The following is a 16062-nucleotide window of genomic DNA, read 5'->3' as shown; positions in this document are numbered from 1 at the left end:
GCGACACGATCGGGATTCGCGGTCATCAGGCCTCGCCGAGGATGCGATCGTGCAGCTCGGCCAGACCCACGGCGATGGTGTTTGAGGGGTGCACGACGACACGGTTTCGGCGTAGCAGGGCAGCCAGGAGCACGGTATCGCCGGGACCGATGCCGCACAGGCGTCGAGCGGCGGCCGGCAGGGGCAGTTCCGCGCGGGTGCCCACGACGTGCGCGCCATCAGGTGCGGGTGTGATGAGCACGGTGGCGTACGTGACGTCTATGTGCAAGGCGAGGCCGGAAGTCCAGCCCAGGGCGCGCAGCAGCGGGCGGGTGGTGACCCGGCCTGCGGCGTCGGGGCGTGCCACGTCGAACAGCATATCGTCGGCCGGTGGGACGGCAGGTGGCGGCAGCGTCGGTAAGGGTGCCGGCTCCGGCGGCACGACCGGCAACGGGGTGGGGACGAGCGGTTCGACGAGCTGCTCAACATCCCCGCACTGAGGGCGACGTCGGCGAATCATGGCCGCCACCAGCACGGCCGCACAAGCATCAGCTCAGGCGGAACCGCCCCCCGATATTCGCTAGGAGCATGGATGCTTCGTGACTTCGTCGAGAGATTCGCGGCGATCGGTTGATCTTTCGCGAATCTCCACACGAACTGGTGTCCGAGGGGGGACTTGAACCCCCACGCCCTATACGGGCACTAGCACCTCAAGCTAGCGCGTCTGCCATTCCGCCACCCGGACTTGCTCGTTCAGCCTACCTTGCCGACCCAGATGATCTTGCATCCGAAGGCCGGCCCAGCGGGCCGCACGGGGAGTTACTGTACACGGCGCCCATGGATCATGCACATCACCCTCCCGCCACCGCTCACACCGCCACTGAGGGTCACCAGAGTCGGCTCGAGCGCAGGGCCGGGTAGCGTCGACGGCCCGGTGACGGCAGCATTGCCCTGTGTCCCATCCCTCTCCCCTGGCCGCCGTACAGCAACGGGCCCTCGCGCTACGCGCGGCGGGCGACCACGACGCCGCCCGGACGTTGCTCGCGGACGCCGTCGACTCCGCCCGTCCGCCGTACGGCGAGGACCATCCCGAGACGTTGCACACCGCTCACCTGTTGGCCCGCCTGCACCGCGAGGCGGACGACCCGCTCGCCGCCCGCCGGGTGCTCGAGGAGGCCTTCGCGGCGGGCGAGCGGCGCTGGGACCATTCCGAACCGACGATGCTCGCGCTCGCCTTCGAGCTGGCCGAGGTCGCCGAGGAGTTGGGTAACAGGCACGAGGCCCGCCGTAACTACACCAGGGTCGCCAGCGCCGGGCCCGCGGCGCTCGGGGAGAACCACCCAGTCGTACGCGCCGCCCGTGACTACCTCGGCGAGGGCAGCGCTGCCGTGGAGCAGACGTACGTCGGACCGCCGGCCTCCGCCACCGGCACCTCGATTGATTCCGGGGCCCGCTCGGCGCTCTCCGGCCCGACGCTGTCTCTGGCGACCCTGGCCGCGATGCGCCCGACAACGGACGGTCCGCCAGCGCCCGCGTCGCCCTGGGCGCCGCAGCCCTCCCCGACCCCTGCCGGTCCGACGCGGCCCGCGTCGGCCGTCCCCCCGGTGCCGGCCGCACCGCCGATGCCGCCCCGCCAGCGGGTCGAGCAGCAGGCGGCCACACCCCGGCCAGTGGCCGGCCCACCACCCGGGGTAGCCGCCCAGCCCACCCCACACCTGCGGCAGCAGCCTCCGTCCGCGCCGCCGCGCCAGCGCACCAACGACGGGCCGATCCGCCCGGCCTCCGGCGGGCCGCAGACACCGCCCATGACCGGACCGCCCGCCACCGCGCCGACCTCCGCCGGTCCGCACACCGGCCCCCCGCCAGCGCCGCGGTGGGATGAACCCACGATTCAGGTACGGCAGATCGAGCCCCTGCTGGCCGAGGAGGCGGCTCGGCTCGCGGCGGCAGGGCCGAGCGGCCCGGCCGTCACGGCAGCAGGTACGGCACCGTCTGGTGCGATCCCGACGACCAACGGTCCGGCGGGCACGCCCACGCACCACGCATCCGGTGCGACGCCCGCCGCACCATCGCTGCCGGTCTCCGGGCCACCCCTGCCCTCGGCGCCGGCCTCCGGACCAGCCGTACCGCCCGGCCGCCCGGTGTCCGCTCCGCCCGGGTACGACCAACCCGTCTCCGGGCCGCCCGCCCAACCCCAACCGCTGGTCGGGCCGCCCACCAATCCGGTGTCCGGACCACCCGGCCACGCCTACCCCGTCTCCGGTCCGCCGGCCCAGGCATTCCCGACGTCCGCACCGCCCTACCCCGTGTCCGGTCCCCCGGCCTCGGCATTCCCGACGTCCGCGCCGCCGCACCCCGCCTCTGGCCCACCGGCCTCAGCGTTCCCGGTATCCGGGCCGCCCGCCTTTCCCGTATCGGCACCACCTGGGCAGAGCCAGCCGGTGTCGGCGCCTCCGGTGAGCGCACCGCCGTGGGGACTGACCGCGCCGCCGTGGAGCAGCAGCGCGCCTCCGCAACCGCTGCCCGCGTCGAATGCTGACTCCCCTGGGTCGACGGACGTCCGGCCCACCCCGGCCGTTGGGGGCACACCGGGTTCACCGGGCACCGGGGACGGCCAGGCGGGCGTGCCCCAGCGGCCTGGACCGGGCGACAGAGGCACGGAAGCGCTGTCGGCCGGACCCGGTGAAGCGTCAGGTTTCGCATCCGCGTCGACGGAGGTGTTCCCGGCCGTCGGGCCGTCGACCCCCCAGCCGGGCAGGCCCGACGCCGGAGATCTGGCTACCCCGCCCGACCGGGCACCGAACCTCGAACCGGCCCCGACGACGCCTGTCGCCCCGATCCTGAACGAGCACAGCGGACCGGGACCCGTCCCGGGTGGACATGGCGGCCCGGCGCACCTCACCGGCGGACATGGCGCCTCGGCGTCGACTCCGGTGGACGATCTGGTGCCGGGCCTGGCCGCGCCCTACGGCCCGCCGGTCACGCCCGCCTACCCGGCCGCCGAGCAGTACCGGGCCGCCGAGCAGTACCCGGCCGGCCAGCGGTACCCGGCGCAGCAGGCCCCGGCCGGCCACGAGGTGTACCCGGGGCAGTACTACCCGCAGGAGGCGTACGCGCCGTCGTACACCGATGGGACTGGCTCGACGGGCCGCAACCGGGCGACGGTGATCGGCGCGGCGGTGGCCGCCGGGGTGGCCCTGGTGGCGGTCGCGGGCCTGGGCGCGGTGGTGTTGAGCCGTGACGACGCGCCGCCGCCGTCCGGGACACCGGTGACGGTGGCACCGGCGACGACCGGTCCCCCTCCCGGCGACCTGAAGCTGAGCGACGATGCGGTGACGATCACGCTGAGCTGGACGGATCCGTCCGGGGGCACGGTGCCGTTCATGGTCGCGGGTGGGCGGGCCGGGTCGGCGCTCGGCGTGATGGCGACAGTGGAGCCGGGGCGGACCCGCCACACGGTCAACGGGCTCAGCTCCCGGGTGGACTACTGCTTCACGGTGCTGGCCGTCTACTCGACCGACAGCTTCGCCACCTCGGGTCAGGTGTGCACGGATCGTGAGCGGTCCACACCCCCGAGCTGAGCACCGCGCCGTGGAGCTGGTCATCGTCGGATTGACGATTGTGGAGCTGAGCTGGGCGTCCGCCGCCCACGCTCGGTATCCACAGGGGTGACGGTGCGGGTTCCCCCGTTCCCGGCCGGGCCATATGATGGCACCCGGCTCAGGGGAGGGGTCGCCGCGAGGCGTACGCCACCTGCCACGACTCAGGGAAGGCAGCCGGCTGTGGCCAGCATCGACGACGCCGAGCGGACCGACGCCCCCCGTTCCCGGTCCCGACTGCGAGGCGGGCTCGTGACGGTGGGCACGGTCACCGCGCTGCTGGCGGCCATGGGGCTGACCGTCCTGGGGTTGGGCGCGGCGGACAACGCGGTGGCCAACTACGACGCGAGTTCCTGGCTGTGGAGCGGGGTGCGCAGCGAGCTGGCCCGGGTCAACGGGGTGACGGCCCGGGTGGACACCCGCACCGAGATTCCGGGTGCCCGTCGGCACCCGATGCAGGTCGCTCAGACCGACCGGCTGCTGATCCTGCGGGACCTGCAGACGGGGCAGATCAGTTCACTGGACCTGGCCACGTTGCAGCTCACGGCGACCACGCCGACCACGCCCGGCCTGGGTGTGAGCGTCGCCCTGCACGAGGACGCGGCGTTCGTCGTCGACGCGGTGCAGGGCATCGTGCGGCAGCTCGACCCCCGCTCGTTGAGCCCGGTGGGTGAACCGGTGCGCTATCCGCCGGGCATCACCGGCGGCGCGTTCGACGGTACGGGCCGGCTCTGGATCGCGGTGCCCAGCGAGGGCACGGTCTCGGCGGTCACCGCCGCGAAGCTGCCGTCCGCGCCGGCCTCGGCCGCGCCGGCCGGCGGAGGGCTCAGCCCGGAGCGGGTCGAGACGTACGACGTCGCCGACCCCAGCCACGATCTGGTGGTCTCCACGCTGGACGACGGAGTGGCGGTGCTGGACCGGACGGCCGGCCGGCTGCTGCGAGTGCAGCGCGGCGAGGTGCGCCCGACGCCGTTGACGCTGCCCGGCCCCGCGGCGTTGCCGGCCCGCACGTCGGGGCCGCGGGTGCCGGTGACGGTGCCGGCCGAGCGGCGGGTGCTGGTGGTGGGGGACGTCGGTGAGGAGCGCACGTTCACGGTGCCGGGTAGCGGCGACCGGCTGAGCCCGGCGGTGGCGTGGGCCGATCGGTTCTACTGCGCCGACGAGGCCACCGGCACCATCTACTCCTTCGACGCGGGCGGCCAGTTGGTCGACACCATCAAGGGCAAGGCGACCGGACCGTTGGAGATGGAGGTCCGGGAGAACCACCTGTTCATCAACTCGCCCGACTCGGCGACGGCTCGGGTGGTGGACGACAAGCACCAGGTGCGCGAGGTCGACAAGTACGCCAATGACGTGTTGGGCGGTGACCCGCCGCCGGCGCCCCCGCCGCCGCCTCCGCCGAAGAAGCCCCGGGTGAGCAAGCCGAGCGCGCCGCGCAGCGTCACCGCCGCCGCCGGCAACGCCCAGGCCCGGGTGAGTTGGCGGCCGGCCGCCGCGAACGGCGCGGAGATCATCAAGTACGTCGTGCAGGGCGCCGGTCAGCGCCTGGAGGTGGGCGCCAACCAGCGCGCGGTCGAGGTGAAGGGGTTGACCAACGGCGAGACGTACCGGTTCGCGGTGCACGCCGTGAACGCCAAGGGTGACGGCCCGCCGCGCAGCAGCAACCCGGTCACTCCGACCGCCGCGGTGCCCGATCCGCCAGCCAGCATCACGGCGCAGGAGCGGCCGGACGGCACGGTGGTGGTCAAGTGGCCGGCCGCGAACGCCCAGGGCAACAAGATCGCCAAGTACGCGGTGACGGCCACGTCGGCGGGGACGAACGCGCCGGCCGGCGAGTCGACCAAGACCGAGCTGGTGGTGCCGGCCGGTGAGCTGGAGTACGGGACGCAGTACGCGTTCACCGTCGTGGCGGTCAACGACAAGGGCGCCGGCTCGGCGGCCTCGCCGGTCAGCAACACGGTGGTGCCGTTCGCGGCGCCGGGTCGTCCGCTCGACCTGCAGGCCGGCACGGTCGCCGACCAGCCGGGCGCGGTCACGGTGCAGTGGTCGCCGGCCGAGGCGAACGGTCGACCGGTGACGAAGTACCAGGTGGACGTCGGTGGCAAGACCACCGAGGTGACCGAGACCCGCACCACCGTCACCGGTCTGGGCAACGGCCAGAACGTCACGGTGAAGGTGAAGGCGGTCAACGAGGCCGGGCCGGGCCCGGAGGCCACCGCCACGGCCCGCACGGTCGCGGCGCCCCGGGTGACGGTGACCGGCTCGTCGGCGACGGCGACGGGAGCGACCGTCACGTTCACCGTGGACGCGGGCGGCGGCAGGGCCACCTGCTCGCTGAGCACGTCGGGTGAGCCGGCGAAGGCCGGGGCGTGTTCCAGCATCACGATGTCGGGTCTGACGCCGGGCACGGCGTACACGTTCACGGTGACGGCGACCAACGCCGCCGGCAGTAGCACCGCCAAGCGGGCGCAGACCACCCAGGCGCTGTACGGGATCGCGACGTGCCGCAACGGCGCGTCCGGCCCGGAGGCGAGCTACTGCACGCGGGAGATCCCCGGCGAACGCAACGGCAACGAGATCTTCGAGGTGCCGCGGCAGGACAACGATCGCCAGGCCGGCTGGGTGCCCAACGGGCAACGCTTGCAGGCGTACTGCAAGAAGTCGGGTGAAGAGGTCTACGCGTACATCTACAACAACGACAAGCGCAGCACCTGGTGGGTGCAGGTGGACTACAAGGGGAAGAACTACATCCCCTGGGCCTGGCTCAACCTGGAAGGCGGCGACAACATCAACGTCCTGCCCACCTGCTGAACCACCAGGCGAGGAGCACCACCGACCGTGAACACCCACGAGCCGCTAACCCAACCGGAGGTCCAGGGCTTCGCCGCCCTGGCCGCCCGGCTGGCCGAGAACGTCAACGCGGTGGTGCTCGGCAAGCCGCAGGTGGTCCGGCTGGCGCTGACGGCGCTGTTCGCTCAGGGGCACGTGCTGCTGGAGGACGTGCCGGGGGTCGGTAAGACGACGCTGGCACGGGCCATCGCCGCGACGGTGCAGGGTCAGTGGCGGCGCATCCAGTTCACCCCGGACCTGCTCCCGTCGGACGTGTCCGGCGTGACGATCTTCAACCAGGCGAGCAGGGAGTTCGAGTTCCACCCGGGGCCGGTGTTCGCCAACATCGTGATCGCCGACGAGATCAACCGGGCGTCGCCGAAGACGCAGTCGGCGCTGCTGGAGGTGATGGAGGAGCACACCGTCACCGTGGACGGGGTCCGACACCCGGTGCCGGCGCCGTTCCTGGTGGTCGCCACCCAGAACCCGGTGGAGATGGACGGCACGTACCGGCTGCCCGAGGCGCAGCTCGACCGTTTCCTGGTGAAGCTGTCCGTCGGCTACCCGGACGAGGCGGTCGAGGTGGAGGTGCTGCGCGGCGCGACGGTCCGCTCCCCCGAGGCGCTCGCCCCGATCACCGATACGGCGACCGTCGGGGAGATGGTCCGGATGGCGCGTCGGGTGCACATCGCCGAGCCGCTGTACGCGTACGCGGTCCGGCTGGCCGCCGCGACCCGCACCCATCCGCAGGTACGGGTCGGGGTGAGCCCTCGGGGTGTGATCGCGTTGACGCGGGCGGCGTGCTCGTACGCGCTGATCGACGGGCGGGGCTGGATCATGCCGGAGGACCTCAAGGCGCTCGCCGAACCGGTGTTCGCGCACCGGCTGCTGCTGACGCCGGACGCGCAGGTGCGCGGGATGACCGCCGGGGAGGTGCTGCGCCAGGCCATCGCCTCGGTGCCGGTGCCGCTGCCGTCGGGGCAGCCGGCCCCGGTGCAGGGCTGACCGGCAGCAGCGCCATGGGGATCACCGCCCGAGGGGTCGGGCTGCTCGTCGCCGCCGTCGTGTTGCTGGGGGCGGGTTTCCGGTTCGCGTACCCCGAGTTGACGTTGTTGGGCGCGGCGGCCGGCGCGGCCGTCGGCTACGCGGCGCTGACGGCGGCCTGGCGGCCCCGGCTGGTGGTCGCGCGCCGCGCCGATCCGGATCGGGTGGCGCGGGGCGAGCCGGCGAGCATGACGTTGACGGTCCGCAACGCCGGCCGGCTGCGCTCGGCGAACCTGCTGACCGAGGACCGGTGCGGGAGTCGCGCGGTGCCGGTGCCGCTGCTGCGCCTGCGTCCCGGTCGGGACACCGAGGTCCGCTACGACGTGCCGACCGACCGTCGTGGGGTGGTGGCGGTCGGTCCGCTGCGGGTGACCCGGCGGGACCCGTTGGGTCTGGTGGCGCTTGCCCGACCGTACGGGGAGACGGCACCGGTCTGGGTGCACCCTCGGATCCACCCGCTGTCGGCGGTGCCGACCGGTGCGGGGCGCAGCCTCGACGGTCGGGTGGACGGGGTGCCGCACGGGTCGATCACGTTCGACTCGCTGCGGGAGTACGTGGTCGGCGACGAGCTGCGGCGGGTGCACTGGCGCACGAGCGCCCGCGTCGGTGAGCTGATGGTGCGGGAGAACGTGGACACCAGCCTGCCCAGTCTGGTCGTCCTCCTGGACAACCGGTCGGCCGCGCATCCGCACCGCACGGGCGGGGTGGCGGAGTCGTTCGAGTCCGCGTGCGAGGCGGCGGCGTCGGTCGTCACCGCCGCGCACCGCGCGGACCTGCCGGTGCTGTTGCTGCTGGTCGGCCCGGAGCCGATCGAGGGCGGGCCGGCCGGGGTGGGGCCGCTGGACCGGCTCGCCGCCGCCGAACTGTCCGACTCCGACGACGCCCTGCGCGCCGTCACCACCCGGCTGCGTCAGGACCGGCTCGGCGACACGCTGATCTTCCTGACCGGCCCCGGTGGGCGGGACGGACTGGGGCACGTCGGTGCGCTGCGGGGCGCGTACCCGTCGGTGGTGGTCGGGGTGTTCGGCGCGGCGGAGCCGACGCCGGCGGGCACGGGCGGCCTGGTGGTGGTCGACGCGGTGGACGGCGCGCAGTTCGCCGCCGAGTGGGACGGGGTACGCCGGTGGTGACGGGCATCGCGCCGCGGCGCGAGGCGCAGGAGGCGACTGCGGGCGGCCCGAGCGCGGCGGGGCGGGTGGTGCGCGCGCTGCGGGCGGCCGTCGTGCCACTGGCGCTCATCGCGCTCATCGCGCTCGCCGGGGTGGTGCTCGGCCGGGTGTACGCGGGCGACCTGCTGACCCGGCTGGTGATCGGCGCGGCGGTGGGTTCGGTGCTGGCCAGCGTGGCTGCCCGGCGGCTGCCGTCGTGGCTGGTGGCGCCGGTGTCGATGGTGGCGTTGGCCGGGTGGACACTGTGGTCGCTGCGCCTGGCCGCCGCCCGCGCCGACCTGCCGGGCAGCCTGCTCGAGGTGAGCGCGGACGCGGCGCGCAACGGCATTCCCCGCCTGCTCACCGCGATGATCCCGGTGGAGCCCACTCCGGACACGGTGCTGGTGCCGGTGGTGGCGGCCTGGCTCGCCGGTCTGGCCGGGGCGGAGGTGGCGTTGCGCACCGGCCGGGTGTTGCTCGGCTACCTGCCGGCGGCGGGGCTCTACGCGGCGGCCCTCTACGTGGTCGGCCCGAACGCCGAACCGGCGATCGGCGCGACGGTGGCGTTCGTCGCGGTCGCGGCGGTCGGGCTGGCCGTGCCGACCGGCGCGTCACCGGCCGGCGGCGACCCGGCGGCCGGTCTCGCCCCCGGGGTACGGGCGGCCGTGCGACTTCGGCTGGCGGCGTCGGCGGCGCTCGGCGTCGTCCTGGTGATCGGGCTGGTGGCGCTGCTCGGCCCGGTGGTCGCCGGTCAGGTCGACGGGCGGCCGGTCGACCCGCGCCGCTATGTGGAGCCGCCGCAGGTCGAGACGCTCGACGAGAACCCGCTGATCCGGATCTCGGGGTGGGCGCTGCACCCGGAACAGAAGCTCCTCGACGTGAGTACGTCGGGCGCCACCGCTCCGGCCGGCGACGCGGACGAGCCGAGGGCGGCCGGGGTGCGGATCCGGCTGGCGGTGCTCAGTGACTACGACGGGATCACCTGGCGGGTCGGCGCGACGTACCGCAACGCGGGGCGGATCCTGCCGGCCGGCGAGCCGGCCCGGGACAGCACGGTGCAGACCGTCCGGCAGCAGATCACCGTGGCCGAGCTGACGGGGCGGCTGCTCCCGGCCGTGGCGACGCCGCGTGAGGTCAGCGGCGCGCGGGTGGCGTACGACCCGGCGACGGGGACGCTGATCCGGCCGGAGGGGTTGACGCCGGGGCTGCGGTACGAGGTGACGTCGGTCCGGGAGCGCCCGGACAACAACCTGCTGGCGACCGCGAACGTGCCCGCCGGCGAGGAGGTGGCCCGGGTGCTGCGGGTCGCGGACGGTGTGCCGGATCCGCTGCGCCGGCTGGCGACCCAGCTCGCCGAGGAGAACGGCGCCCCCTACGCGCGGGCGGCGGCGATCGAGCAGTTCCTGGCCGAGCACTACCGGGTGGTGGCGGACGCGCCGAGCGGGCACGCGTACCCGAACCTGGCCTTCTTCCTCTTCGGCCCGCGCAACGGTGGCGGGCAGCGGGGCACGTCGGAGCAGTTCGCGGCGGCGTTCGCGGTGCTCGGCCGGCTCTCCGGGCTGCCGACGCGGGTGGTGGTCGGTTTCTCCTCGGGTGGTCAGGGGCCGGTGCGGGCGGGTGACGCGTACGCCTGGCCCGAGGTGCTGTTCGACGGGCTGGGTTGGGTGGCGTTCGACCCGTTGCCCCGCCCGGAGAACGAGCCGCGGCCGGTGGAGGAGGACTTCCGCCCCACGCCCGAGGATCCGCCGCCGTCGGAGGTGCCCGCGCCCACCGCGGAGCCGAGCGCGTCGCCGGAGCCGGTGGCCGCTGGTGACGGGCCGCCGACGCGCGGTGGGGTGTCCACGCCGGTGCTGGTCGCGGGCGGCAGCGGGTCGCTGCTGCTGCTGGTGGGGGTGCTGCTGCTCACCCTGCTGGCGATGCGCCGCTCGCTGAGTCGGGGCCGGTTGGTGCGGGGTGACCCCGGCCAACGGATCGCGGGCGCCTGGCGGGAGGTGACCGACGCGCTGCGGCTGGCCGGTCGGCCGGTCGGCGACGACCTGGCGGCCACCGAGGTGGCCGGACGCGCCCGGCAGGCCCTCGTCGACGCCCGTCGCACGGCTGGTTCGCCACCGGAGGTGACGACCGACCCGGCGGTGGACGAGCTGGCGACGCTGCTCAACCAGGTGGGCTTCGCCCCGGGCACCGCGACGGCCGACCAGGCGGTCCGCGCCGCCGAGGTGGCCACCGCCTACGTGACGACGTTGCGGGAGGCCCGTCCGTGGTGGCGTCGCCTGCTCTGGTCCATCCACCCCGATCCCCTCCGCCGCGCCCGCCGGCTCCGCCGCGCCCGCCGGCTCCGGCGCTGATCAAGAGGTTCGCGTCATCGGTGGACGTCTTTCTGACGCGAACCTCTTGGTCAACTCGGAGACTGTCGGGCGGTCAGACGGCGGATGAGTTTGCGCATGCCGGCCTGCCAGCCGTCGGGGTCCTCGGCGCGACGGCGGGCGTAGTCGGCGACCTCCGGGTGCGGCAGGATCAGGAACCGCTCCTCGGCGAGCCCGGCGATCGCCGCGTCGGCGACCTGGTCCGGGGTGAGCACCGCGCCGGAGGCGGTGATCACCCGGGCGCCGAGGTGCCCCTCGGCGATCCCGTCGGCGAGCATCGGGGTGTCCACCCCCTGCGGGCAGAGGGCGCTGACCCGGATGCCCCGGTCCCGGTAGGTGATGGCCAGCCACTCGGCGAAGCCCACCGAGGCGTGTTTCGTGGCGGTGTACGCGGCGTCGCCCACCGCGGTCAGCACCCCCGCCGCAGAGCAGGTGTGCAGCAGGTGACCGCCACCGCGAGCGAGCATGCCGGGCAGCACGGCACGGGCCGAGTAGACGTGGGCGAGCACGTTGACCCGCCACGCCCGGTCCCAGCCCGCGTCGTCGACCTCCACTCCCCCGCCGGTGGTGACCCCGGCGTTGGCGCAGAACAGGTCGATGCGGCCGAACCGCCGTTCGGTGTCGTCGACGAGCGCCCGTACCTGGGTCTCGTCGGTGACGTCGACGGCGACGGCGTGCGCCACCGGGCCAATGCCCTCGGCAACGGCGCGCGCGGCCTCGGCGTCCAGATCGGCGACGACCACGGCGGCGGCGCCCTCGGTGGCGAAGCGGCGCGCGAGGGCCGTTCCGATGCCACCGGCGCCTCCGGTGACGACCACGACCCGGTCGGTCAGGTTCACGCGGACGCTCCCGCCGGCTCGGCGCCGAGTTGGGCGATGAGGGTCGTCAGCGCGGCGGCACCCCCGGCGGTCACCTCCGGGGTGGGCAGCAGCGCGAGGATCGGCACGTCCACGCCGGCTTCGGCGTAGCGCCGCGCCTGGGCCCGACACCGCTCGGGTGAGCCGTGCAGCACCAGGGAGTCGACCACCTCGTCGGGCACGGCCGCGCTGGCCGCGCGGCGGTCGCCAGCCGCCCACGCCGCCCACATCGGCCCGAGCGTTTCGTCGCGGCCGAGCCAGCGGTGGAACTCGGCGTACGCCGGGACCGTCAGGTAGCTGGTGATGAGCCGGCGGCCGAGGGTACGGGCGTACGCGGCGTCCTCGGTGGGGCAGACGAAGATCCGCGCGGCGACCTCGAAGCCGGCCCGGCGCTCGCCCAGCTCGGCCAGGGTTCGCGGCACGTCGTCGGCGCTGAGCCAGTTGAGGATGACCCCGTCGGCCTCGGCGCCGGCCAGCCGGAGCATCCCCGGGCGCAGCGCGGCGAGCAGGATCGGCGGCGGCGCCGTGGGCGGGCGTTCGAGGGTGAACCGGCGCACGGTGAAGGTGTCGTAGACCTCGTCCACCGTCTCACCGCGCAGGGCGGCCCGCAGGAAACGCAGCACGTCCCGGGTACGCCGGAACGGCTCGTCGAACCGCGCCGCGTTCCAGTCCCGCACCAGCACCGGGGAGGACGCGCCGATGCCGAGCGCGAACCGGCCCGGTGCCGCCTCGGCCAGCGCCGCCGCGCTCATCGCGAGCAGCCCGGGTCCACGGGTGAAGACCGGGGTGATCGCGGTGCCCAGCCGTAGCTGCGGCTGCCACGCCGCGGCGAGGGCCAGCGGGGTGAACGCGTCGGTCCCGGCGACCTCGGACGACCACACGTCGGTGAACCCGGATCGCTCGAGGGTCGCGTAGACCCCCTGGTGCTCGGCCAGCGGAATTCCGCCCAACGGCACCGTCATGCCCCATCGATTCGTCACCGATCGATCCTGCCTGGTGACGGCGCCCCTGAGCAAGATCCCCTTAGTGGGCCTAATCGCCGGTTCGCCGCGCCCCAGCCCGCGAAGGTGTTACCACTGCGAGGTGGACCGGAGCACCGGCGCAGGCCGCTGACCATGGGTTCCAGGGCGGCAGGACACCTGGAGCCGGTCCCGGCGGCGGCCGCGCCCGGCCGGGCGACGTTCCTGGAACTCTTCTTCGACCTGGTGTACGTCTTCGCGCTCACCCGGATCTCCGCGCGGGCGTTCGAGGATCTGAGCCGGGAGCCGGCCCGCGACCACGCCGCGGCGGCGATCACCGGCAGCGGCAAGACGCTGCTGTTGCTGCTGGCGCTCTGGTCGGTCTGGCAGGGCACCGCGTGGACGACCAGCCGCTACGACCCGTACCGCGCGCCGTTGCAGATCGTCGTGTTGACCGCGCTCGTGAGCAGCATGGTGATGGGGGTGGCGGTTCCTCGGGCGTTCTCCGAGACGTCGCTCATGTTCGCCACGGCGTACGTGGTTGCGCAGGTGACCCGGCCGGTGATCCTGTCGATCGCGTTGGGGCCGCACCCGTACCGCCGGCTGAAGGTGCGCATGGCGGTCGTGTTCGCCGTCACGGGGGTGCTCTGGATCAGCGGGGCGCTGCTGGACACCAACACGCAGGTGGTGCTCTGGTCGGTGGCCCTGGCGGCCGAGTACCTGGCCGCGCGGTGCGGCTGGCCGGTGCCGGGGCTGGGCCGCTCCACGGTCTCGAAGTGGGAGATCGCCGGGGAGCACCTGGCGGAGCGGTACCAGCAGTTCTTCCTCGTGGCGCTCGGCGAGACGATCCTGGTGGCCGGTTTCGCGTACAGCAAGGGTCCGTACGGGTCGGGGCACCTGTGGGCGTTCGCGTTCGCGGTGGCCACGTCGATCATGCTGTGGCGGATCTATGTGCAACGCGCCGGGCAGATCCTGGGCGAGGCGGTGCAGATGGCCCGTCACCCCGCCAACATCGGCCGCTCGGCGGCCGACACTCACCTGATCATGGTGATCGGTCTGGCCGCGACGGCGATCGGTTACGAACTGGTGATCGAGCATCCACTCGGCCACGCCCCGGCGCCGTGGGTGGTCATGGTGCTCGGCGGACCCGCGCTGTTCCTGGCCGGCCGGGCCCGCTTCGAGTACGAGGTTTTCGGGCGGGTGTCGCCGTCCCGGTGGATCGCCATCGGAGCGCTCGCGGCGGCGGTCGTACCGCTGCTGTTCCTGCCGGGGGTGGTCGCCACCGCCACCGGGACGATCGTGCTCGGCGGCGTCGCGGTCGCGGACGCCCGTCGGGCGCGCGGCGCGCCGCCGGAGGCCGCCGCGACGCCGTTCTGAAGCACCGGTGTACGCGACCAGGTCGGTTGGGTCGAGTCTCACAGCCCCTGGCCGGCCGAGGAACCGGACACACGCCCTAGTCTCGGCGGGTGACCTTCTCCCTCGTCGCCCGCTCCGCCGACGGCCGCCGCCACGGCGTCGTCGTGGCCAGCAAGTTCCTCGCCGCCGGAGCGTTGGTGCCGGCGGCCGCGGCAGAGGTCGGCGCGCTGGCCACCCAGGCGCACGTCAACCTGGCCTATCGTCCGCAGGGGCTCGCGTTGTTGCGCACCGGGGTGCCCGCCGCCGACGTGGTGGCCGGCCTGGTCGCCGCCGACCCCGAGCGGCAGCACCGGCAGCTCGCCGTGGTGGGCGTCAGCGGGCCGGGCGCGAGCTGGACCGGGCCGGCCTGCCATCCCTGGGCGGGCGGACGCGTCGGCGACGGCTGGGCCGCGCAGGGCAACATCCTGGCCGGCCCCGAGGTGGTCGACGCGATGGGCGAGACGTGGCAGGGCGCCTCGGCGCTGCCGTTCGCCGAGCGGCTGGTCGCCGCGCTGCGGGCCGGTGACGAGGCCGGCGGGGACCGGCGCGGCCGGCAGAGCGCCGGCCTGCTGGTGGTCGAGCGCGGCGGCGGGTACGGCGGCACCAGCGACGTGGTCGTCGACCTGCGGGTGGACGACCATCCGGACCCGGTCGCCGAGCTCGGTCGGCTGCTGACCGTGCACACGATGCTGTTCAGCCGGCCCGACCCGGCGACGCTGCTCGACCTGAGTGGCGCGCTCGCCGACGAGGTGGCGGCGCTGCTCACCGCGCTGGGTCACCCGGTGGGCGACGCCGGGCCGGAGGCGGCGCTGGTCTCCTGGGCGGGGCTGGAGAATCTGGAGGAGCGCCTGGTGCCGGGGCGGATCGATCCGGTGGTGCTCACCCACCTGCGTGGCGTCGCCCCGCACGTGCCCGCGCCCCGCCAGGGCGCCTGATCACACTGGACGCTCGCCGGGTCAACCCTTCACGCGGGGTACCAGCCGGTGCACGACGGTCAGCGCCAGCGCCATGACCACCGCCATCGTCCCGGCGATGCCGGCGGCGCTGCCCGCGTACCCGGCGAACAGCGGTCGGCGGGCCAACTCCTCCGGGCCGGTCCCGCGCAGATCCACCAGCCAGGTGAGCGCCAGCCCGGAGGCGATCAGGGCGAGCACTCCGGCGACACCGAGCACGGCGGCGGCGACGCGGTGCGCGTCGCCGGGCTCGATCTGGGCCTGCTCCCGTTGGGTGATCAGCAGGAGCAGCCCGGCCAGCGCCGCCCAGACACCCACCACCAGATAGGCGGCGACCGCGTCACTGGGCCGGTGCCAACCGGCGGAGAGGGTGGCCACCCCGGCGACGGCGGCGTAGAGCGCGCCGACGAAGGCTCCGACGGCCCGCACCTTGCGGGGCAGGACGAGCATCAGCGCGACCGCCACCGACGCGGCCACCGCGGTGTGCCCGCTGGGGAGGCTGTTGCCCACCGCGGCCCGCTCCGGGTCGACGCCGAAGTCGGGCCGGCTCAGCCCGTACTTGAGTAGTTGGGTGGAGACGTTGGCCCCGGCGATGAGCAGGGTCGCGGTGACGGCCAGGGCGATCCGCCCCCGGATGAGCGCGATGAAGCCGATCATCGCGGTGGCGGCGAGCAGCGACACCACCGACATCGCGTTCAGGATCCGGTCCACCGGCCCGTCGATGCGGTCGTGACCGATCTCGTTGCCGGTGAGGGCCACCGTGTCGACCCACTGACCGATCTCGGTGTGCACGGCAACCCGCCACACGGCGAGGAAGGCGGCCGCCTGGACGAGGGCCAGTACGACCAACCAGACCGCGGTCCAACCCCGTGCCGTCGCGCGCATCCGCACACCGTAGCGGCCGGACCGGACCGGGCAGTCGGTGGCCCACCGGCT

Annotated in this window: 11 protein-coding genes and 1 tRNA gene; 7 read left to right on the top strand and 5 right to left on the bottom strand. The window is 74.3% G+C overall.

Annotation, left to right across the window (positions count from 1 at the left end):
* Positions 1-25: 25 nt before the first annotated feature.
* Positions 26-346 (bottom strand): hypothetical protein, encoded by a 321-nt coding sequence (locus AB0I89_RS19495; RefSeq protein WP_357128325.1) that lies wholly within the window; start codon positions 344-346, stop codon positions 26-28.
* Positions 347-637: 291 nt separating this feature from the next.
* Positions 638-724, bottom strand: a tRNA-Leu gene (locus AB0I89_RS19490).
* A gap of 208 nt (positions 725-932) precedes the next feature.
* On the opposite strand from AB0I89_RS19490, the gene AB0I89_RS19485 reads away from it, so the two are divergent.
* The 5 genes from AB0I89_RS19485 (at position 933) to AB0I89_RS19465 (ending at position 10944) form a co-directional block, all read left to right on the top strand.
* A complete protein-coding gene (locus AB0I89_RS19485) occupies positions 933-3560 on the top strand; it encodes a tetratricopeptide repeat protein (RefSeq protein WP_357128323.1) in 2628 nt (875 codons plus the stop codon).
* Between the two features lie 201 nt (positions 3561-3761).
* Positions 3762-6389, top strand: a complete 2628-nt coding sequence (locus tag AB0I89_RS19480) for a fibronectin type III domain-containing protein (protein WP_357128320.1) — start codon at positions 3762-3764, stop codon at positions 6387-6389.
* A 27-nt stretch (positions 6390-6416) separates the two neighbouring features.
* Entirely contained in the window at positions 6417-7412 is a 996-nt protein-coding gene (locus AB0I89_RS19475) for a MoxR family ATPase (protein WP_357128317.1), read from the top strand.
* 14 nt (positions 7413-7426) lie between these two features.
* Positions 7427-8581, top strand: a complete 1155-nt coding sequence (locus AB0I89_RS19470; RefSeq protein WP_357128314.1) for a DUF58 domain-containing protein — start codon at positions 7427-7429, stop codon at positions 8579-8581.
* Positions 8557-10944: a transglutaminaseTgpA domain-containing protein gene (locus tag AB0I89_RS19465; protein WP_357128311.1), complete on the top strand. Its 2388-nt coding sequence runs from the start codon at positions 8557-8559 to the stop codon at positions 10942-10944. Before AB0I89_RS19470 ends, AB0I89_RS19465 begins: the two co-directional genes overlap by 25 nt.
* Positions 10945-10994: 50 nt before the next feature.
* On the opposite strand, the gene AB0I89_RS19460 is transcribed toward AB0I89_RS19465, so the two are convergent.
* Both AB0I89_RS19460 and AB0I89_RS19455 read right to left on the bottom strand, forming a co-directional pair.
* On the bottom strand, positions 10995-11801 hold the full coding sequence (locus AB0I89_RS19460) for an SDR family oxidoreductase (protein WP_357128308.1): 807 nt from the start codon (positions 11799-11801) through the stop codon (positions 10995-10997).
* Positions 11798-12781 (bottom strand): LLM class F420-dependent oxidoreductase, encoded by a 984-nt coding sequence (locus AB0I89_RS19455; RefSeq protein WP_357128607.1) that lies wholly within the window; start codon positions 12779-12781, stop codon positions 11798-11800. The genes AB0I89_RS19460 and AB0I89_RS19455 overlap by 4 nt, the downstream gene beginning before the upstream one ends.
* Positions 12782-12934: 153 nt before the next feature.
* On the opposite strand from AB0I89_RS19455, the gene AB0I89_RS19450 reads away from it, so the two are divergent.
* Positions 12935-14155: a low temperature requirement protein A gene (locus AB0I89_RS19450; protein WP_357128305.1), complete on the top strand. Its 1221-nt coding sequence runs from the start codon at positions 12935-12937 to the stop codon at positions 14153-14155.
* 89 nt (positions 14156-14244) lie between these two features.
* Complete coding sequence (locus AB0I89_RS19445) at positions 14245-15108, top strand: DUF1028 domain-containing protein (protein WP_357128302.1); 864 nt, start codon at positions 14245-14247, stop codon at positions 15106-15108.
* Positions 15109-15129: 21 nt separating this feature from the next.
* Here AB0I89_RS19445 and AB0I89_RS19440 read toward each other — a convergent pair whose 3' ends face one another.
* Entirely contained in the window at positions 15130-16017 is an 888-nt protein-coding gene (locus tag AB0I89_RS19440; protein WP_357128604.1) for a phosphatase PAP2 family protein, read from the bottom strand.
* Between the last annotated feature and the right edge of the window lie 45 nt (positions 16018-16062).

This window comes from Micromonospora sp. NPDC049801 (assembly GCF_040656575.1).
Taxonomy (GTDB): Bacteria; Actinomycetota; Actinomycetes; order Mycobacteriales; family Micromonosporaceae; genus Micromonospora.
This window is presented reverse-complemented; position numbering and strand designations above follow the sequence as displayed.

Bases quoted from the DNA above. Each gene is read 5' to 3' on its own strand.
- AB0I89_RS19470 (WP_357128314.1), top strand. From the start codon at position 7,427: ATGGGGATCACCGCCCGAGGGGTCGGGCTGCTCGTCGCCGCCGTCGTG.
- AB0I89_RS19455 (WP_357128607.1), bottom strand. From the start codon at position 12,781: ATGACGGTGCCGTTGGGCGGAATTCCGCTGGCCGAGCACCAGGGGGTC.
- AB0I89_RS19450 (WP_357128305.1), top strand. From the start codon at position 12,935: ATGGGTTCCAGGGCGGCAGGACACCTGGAGCCGGTCCCGGCGGCGGCC.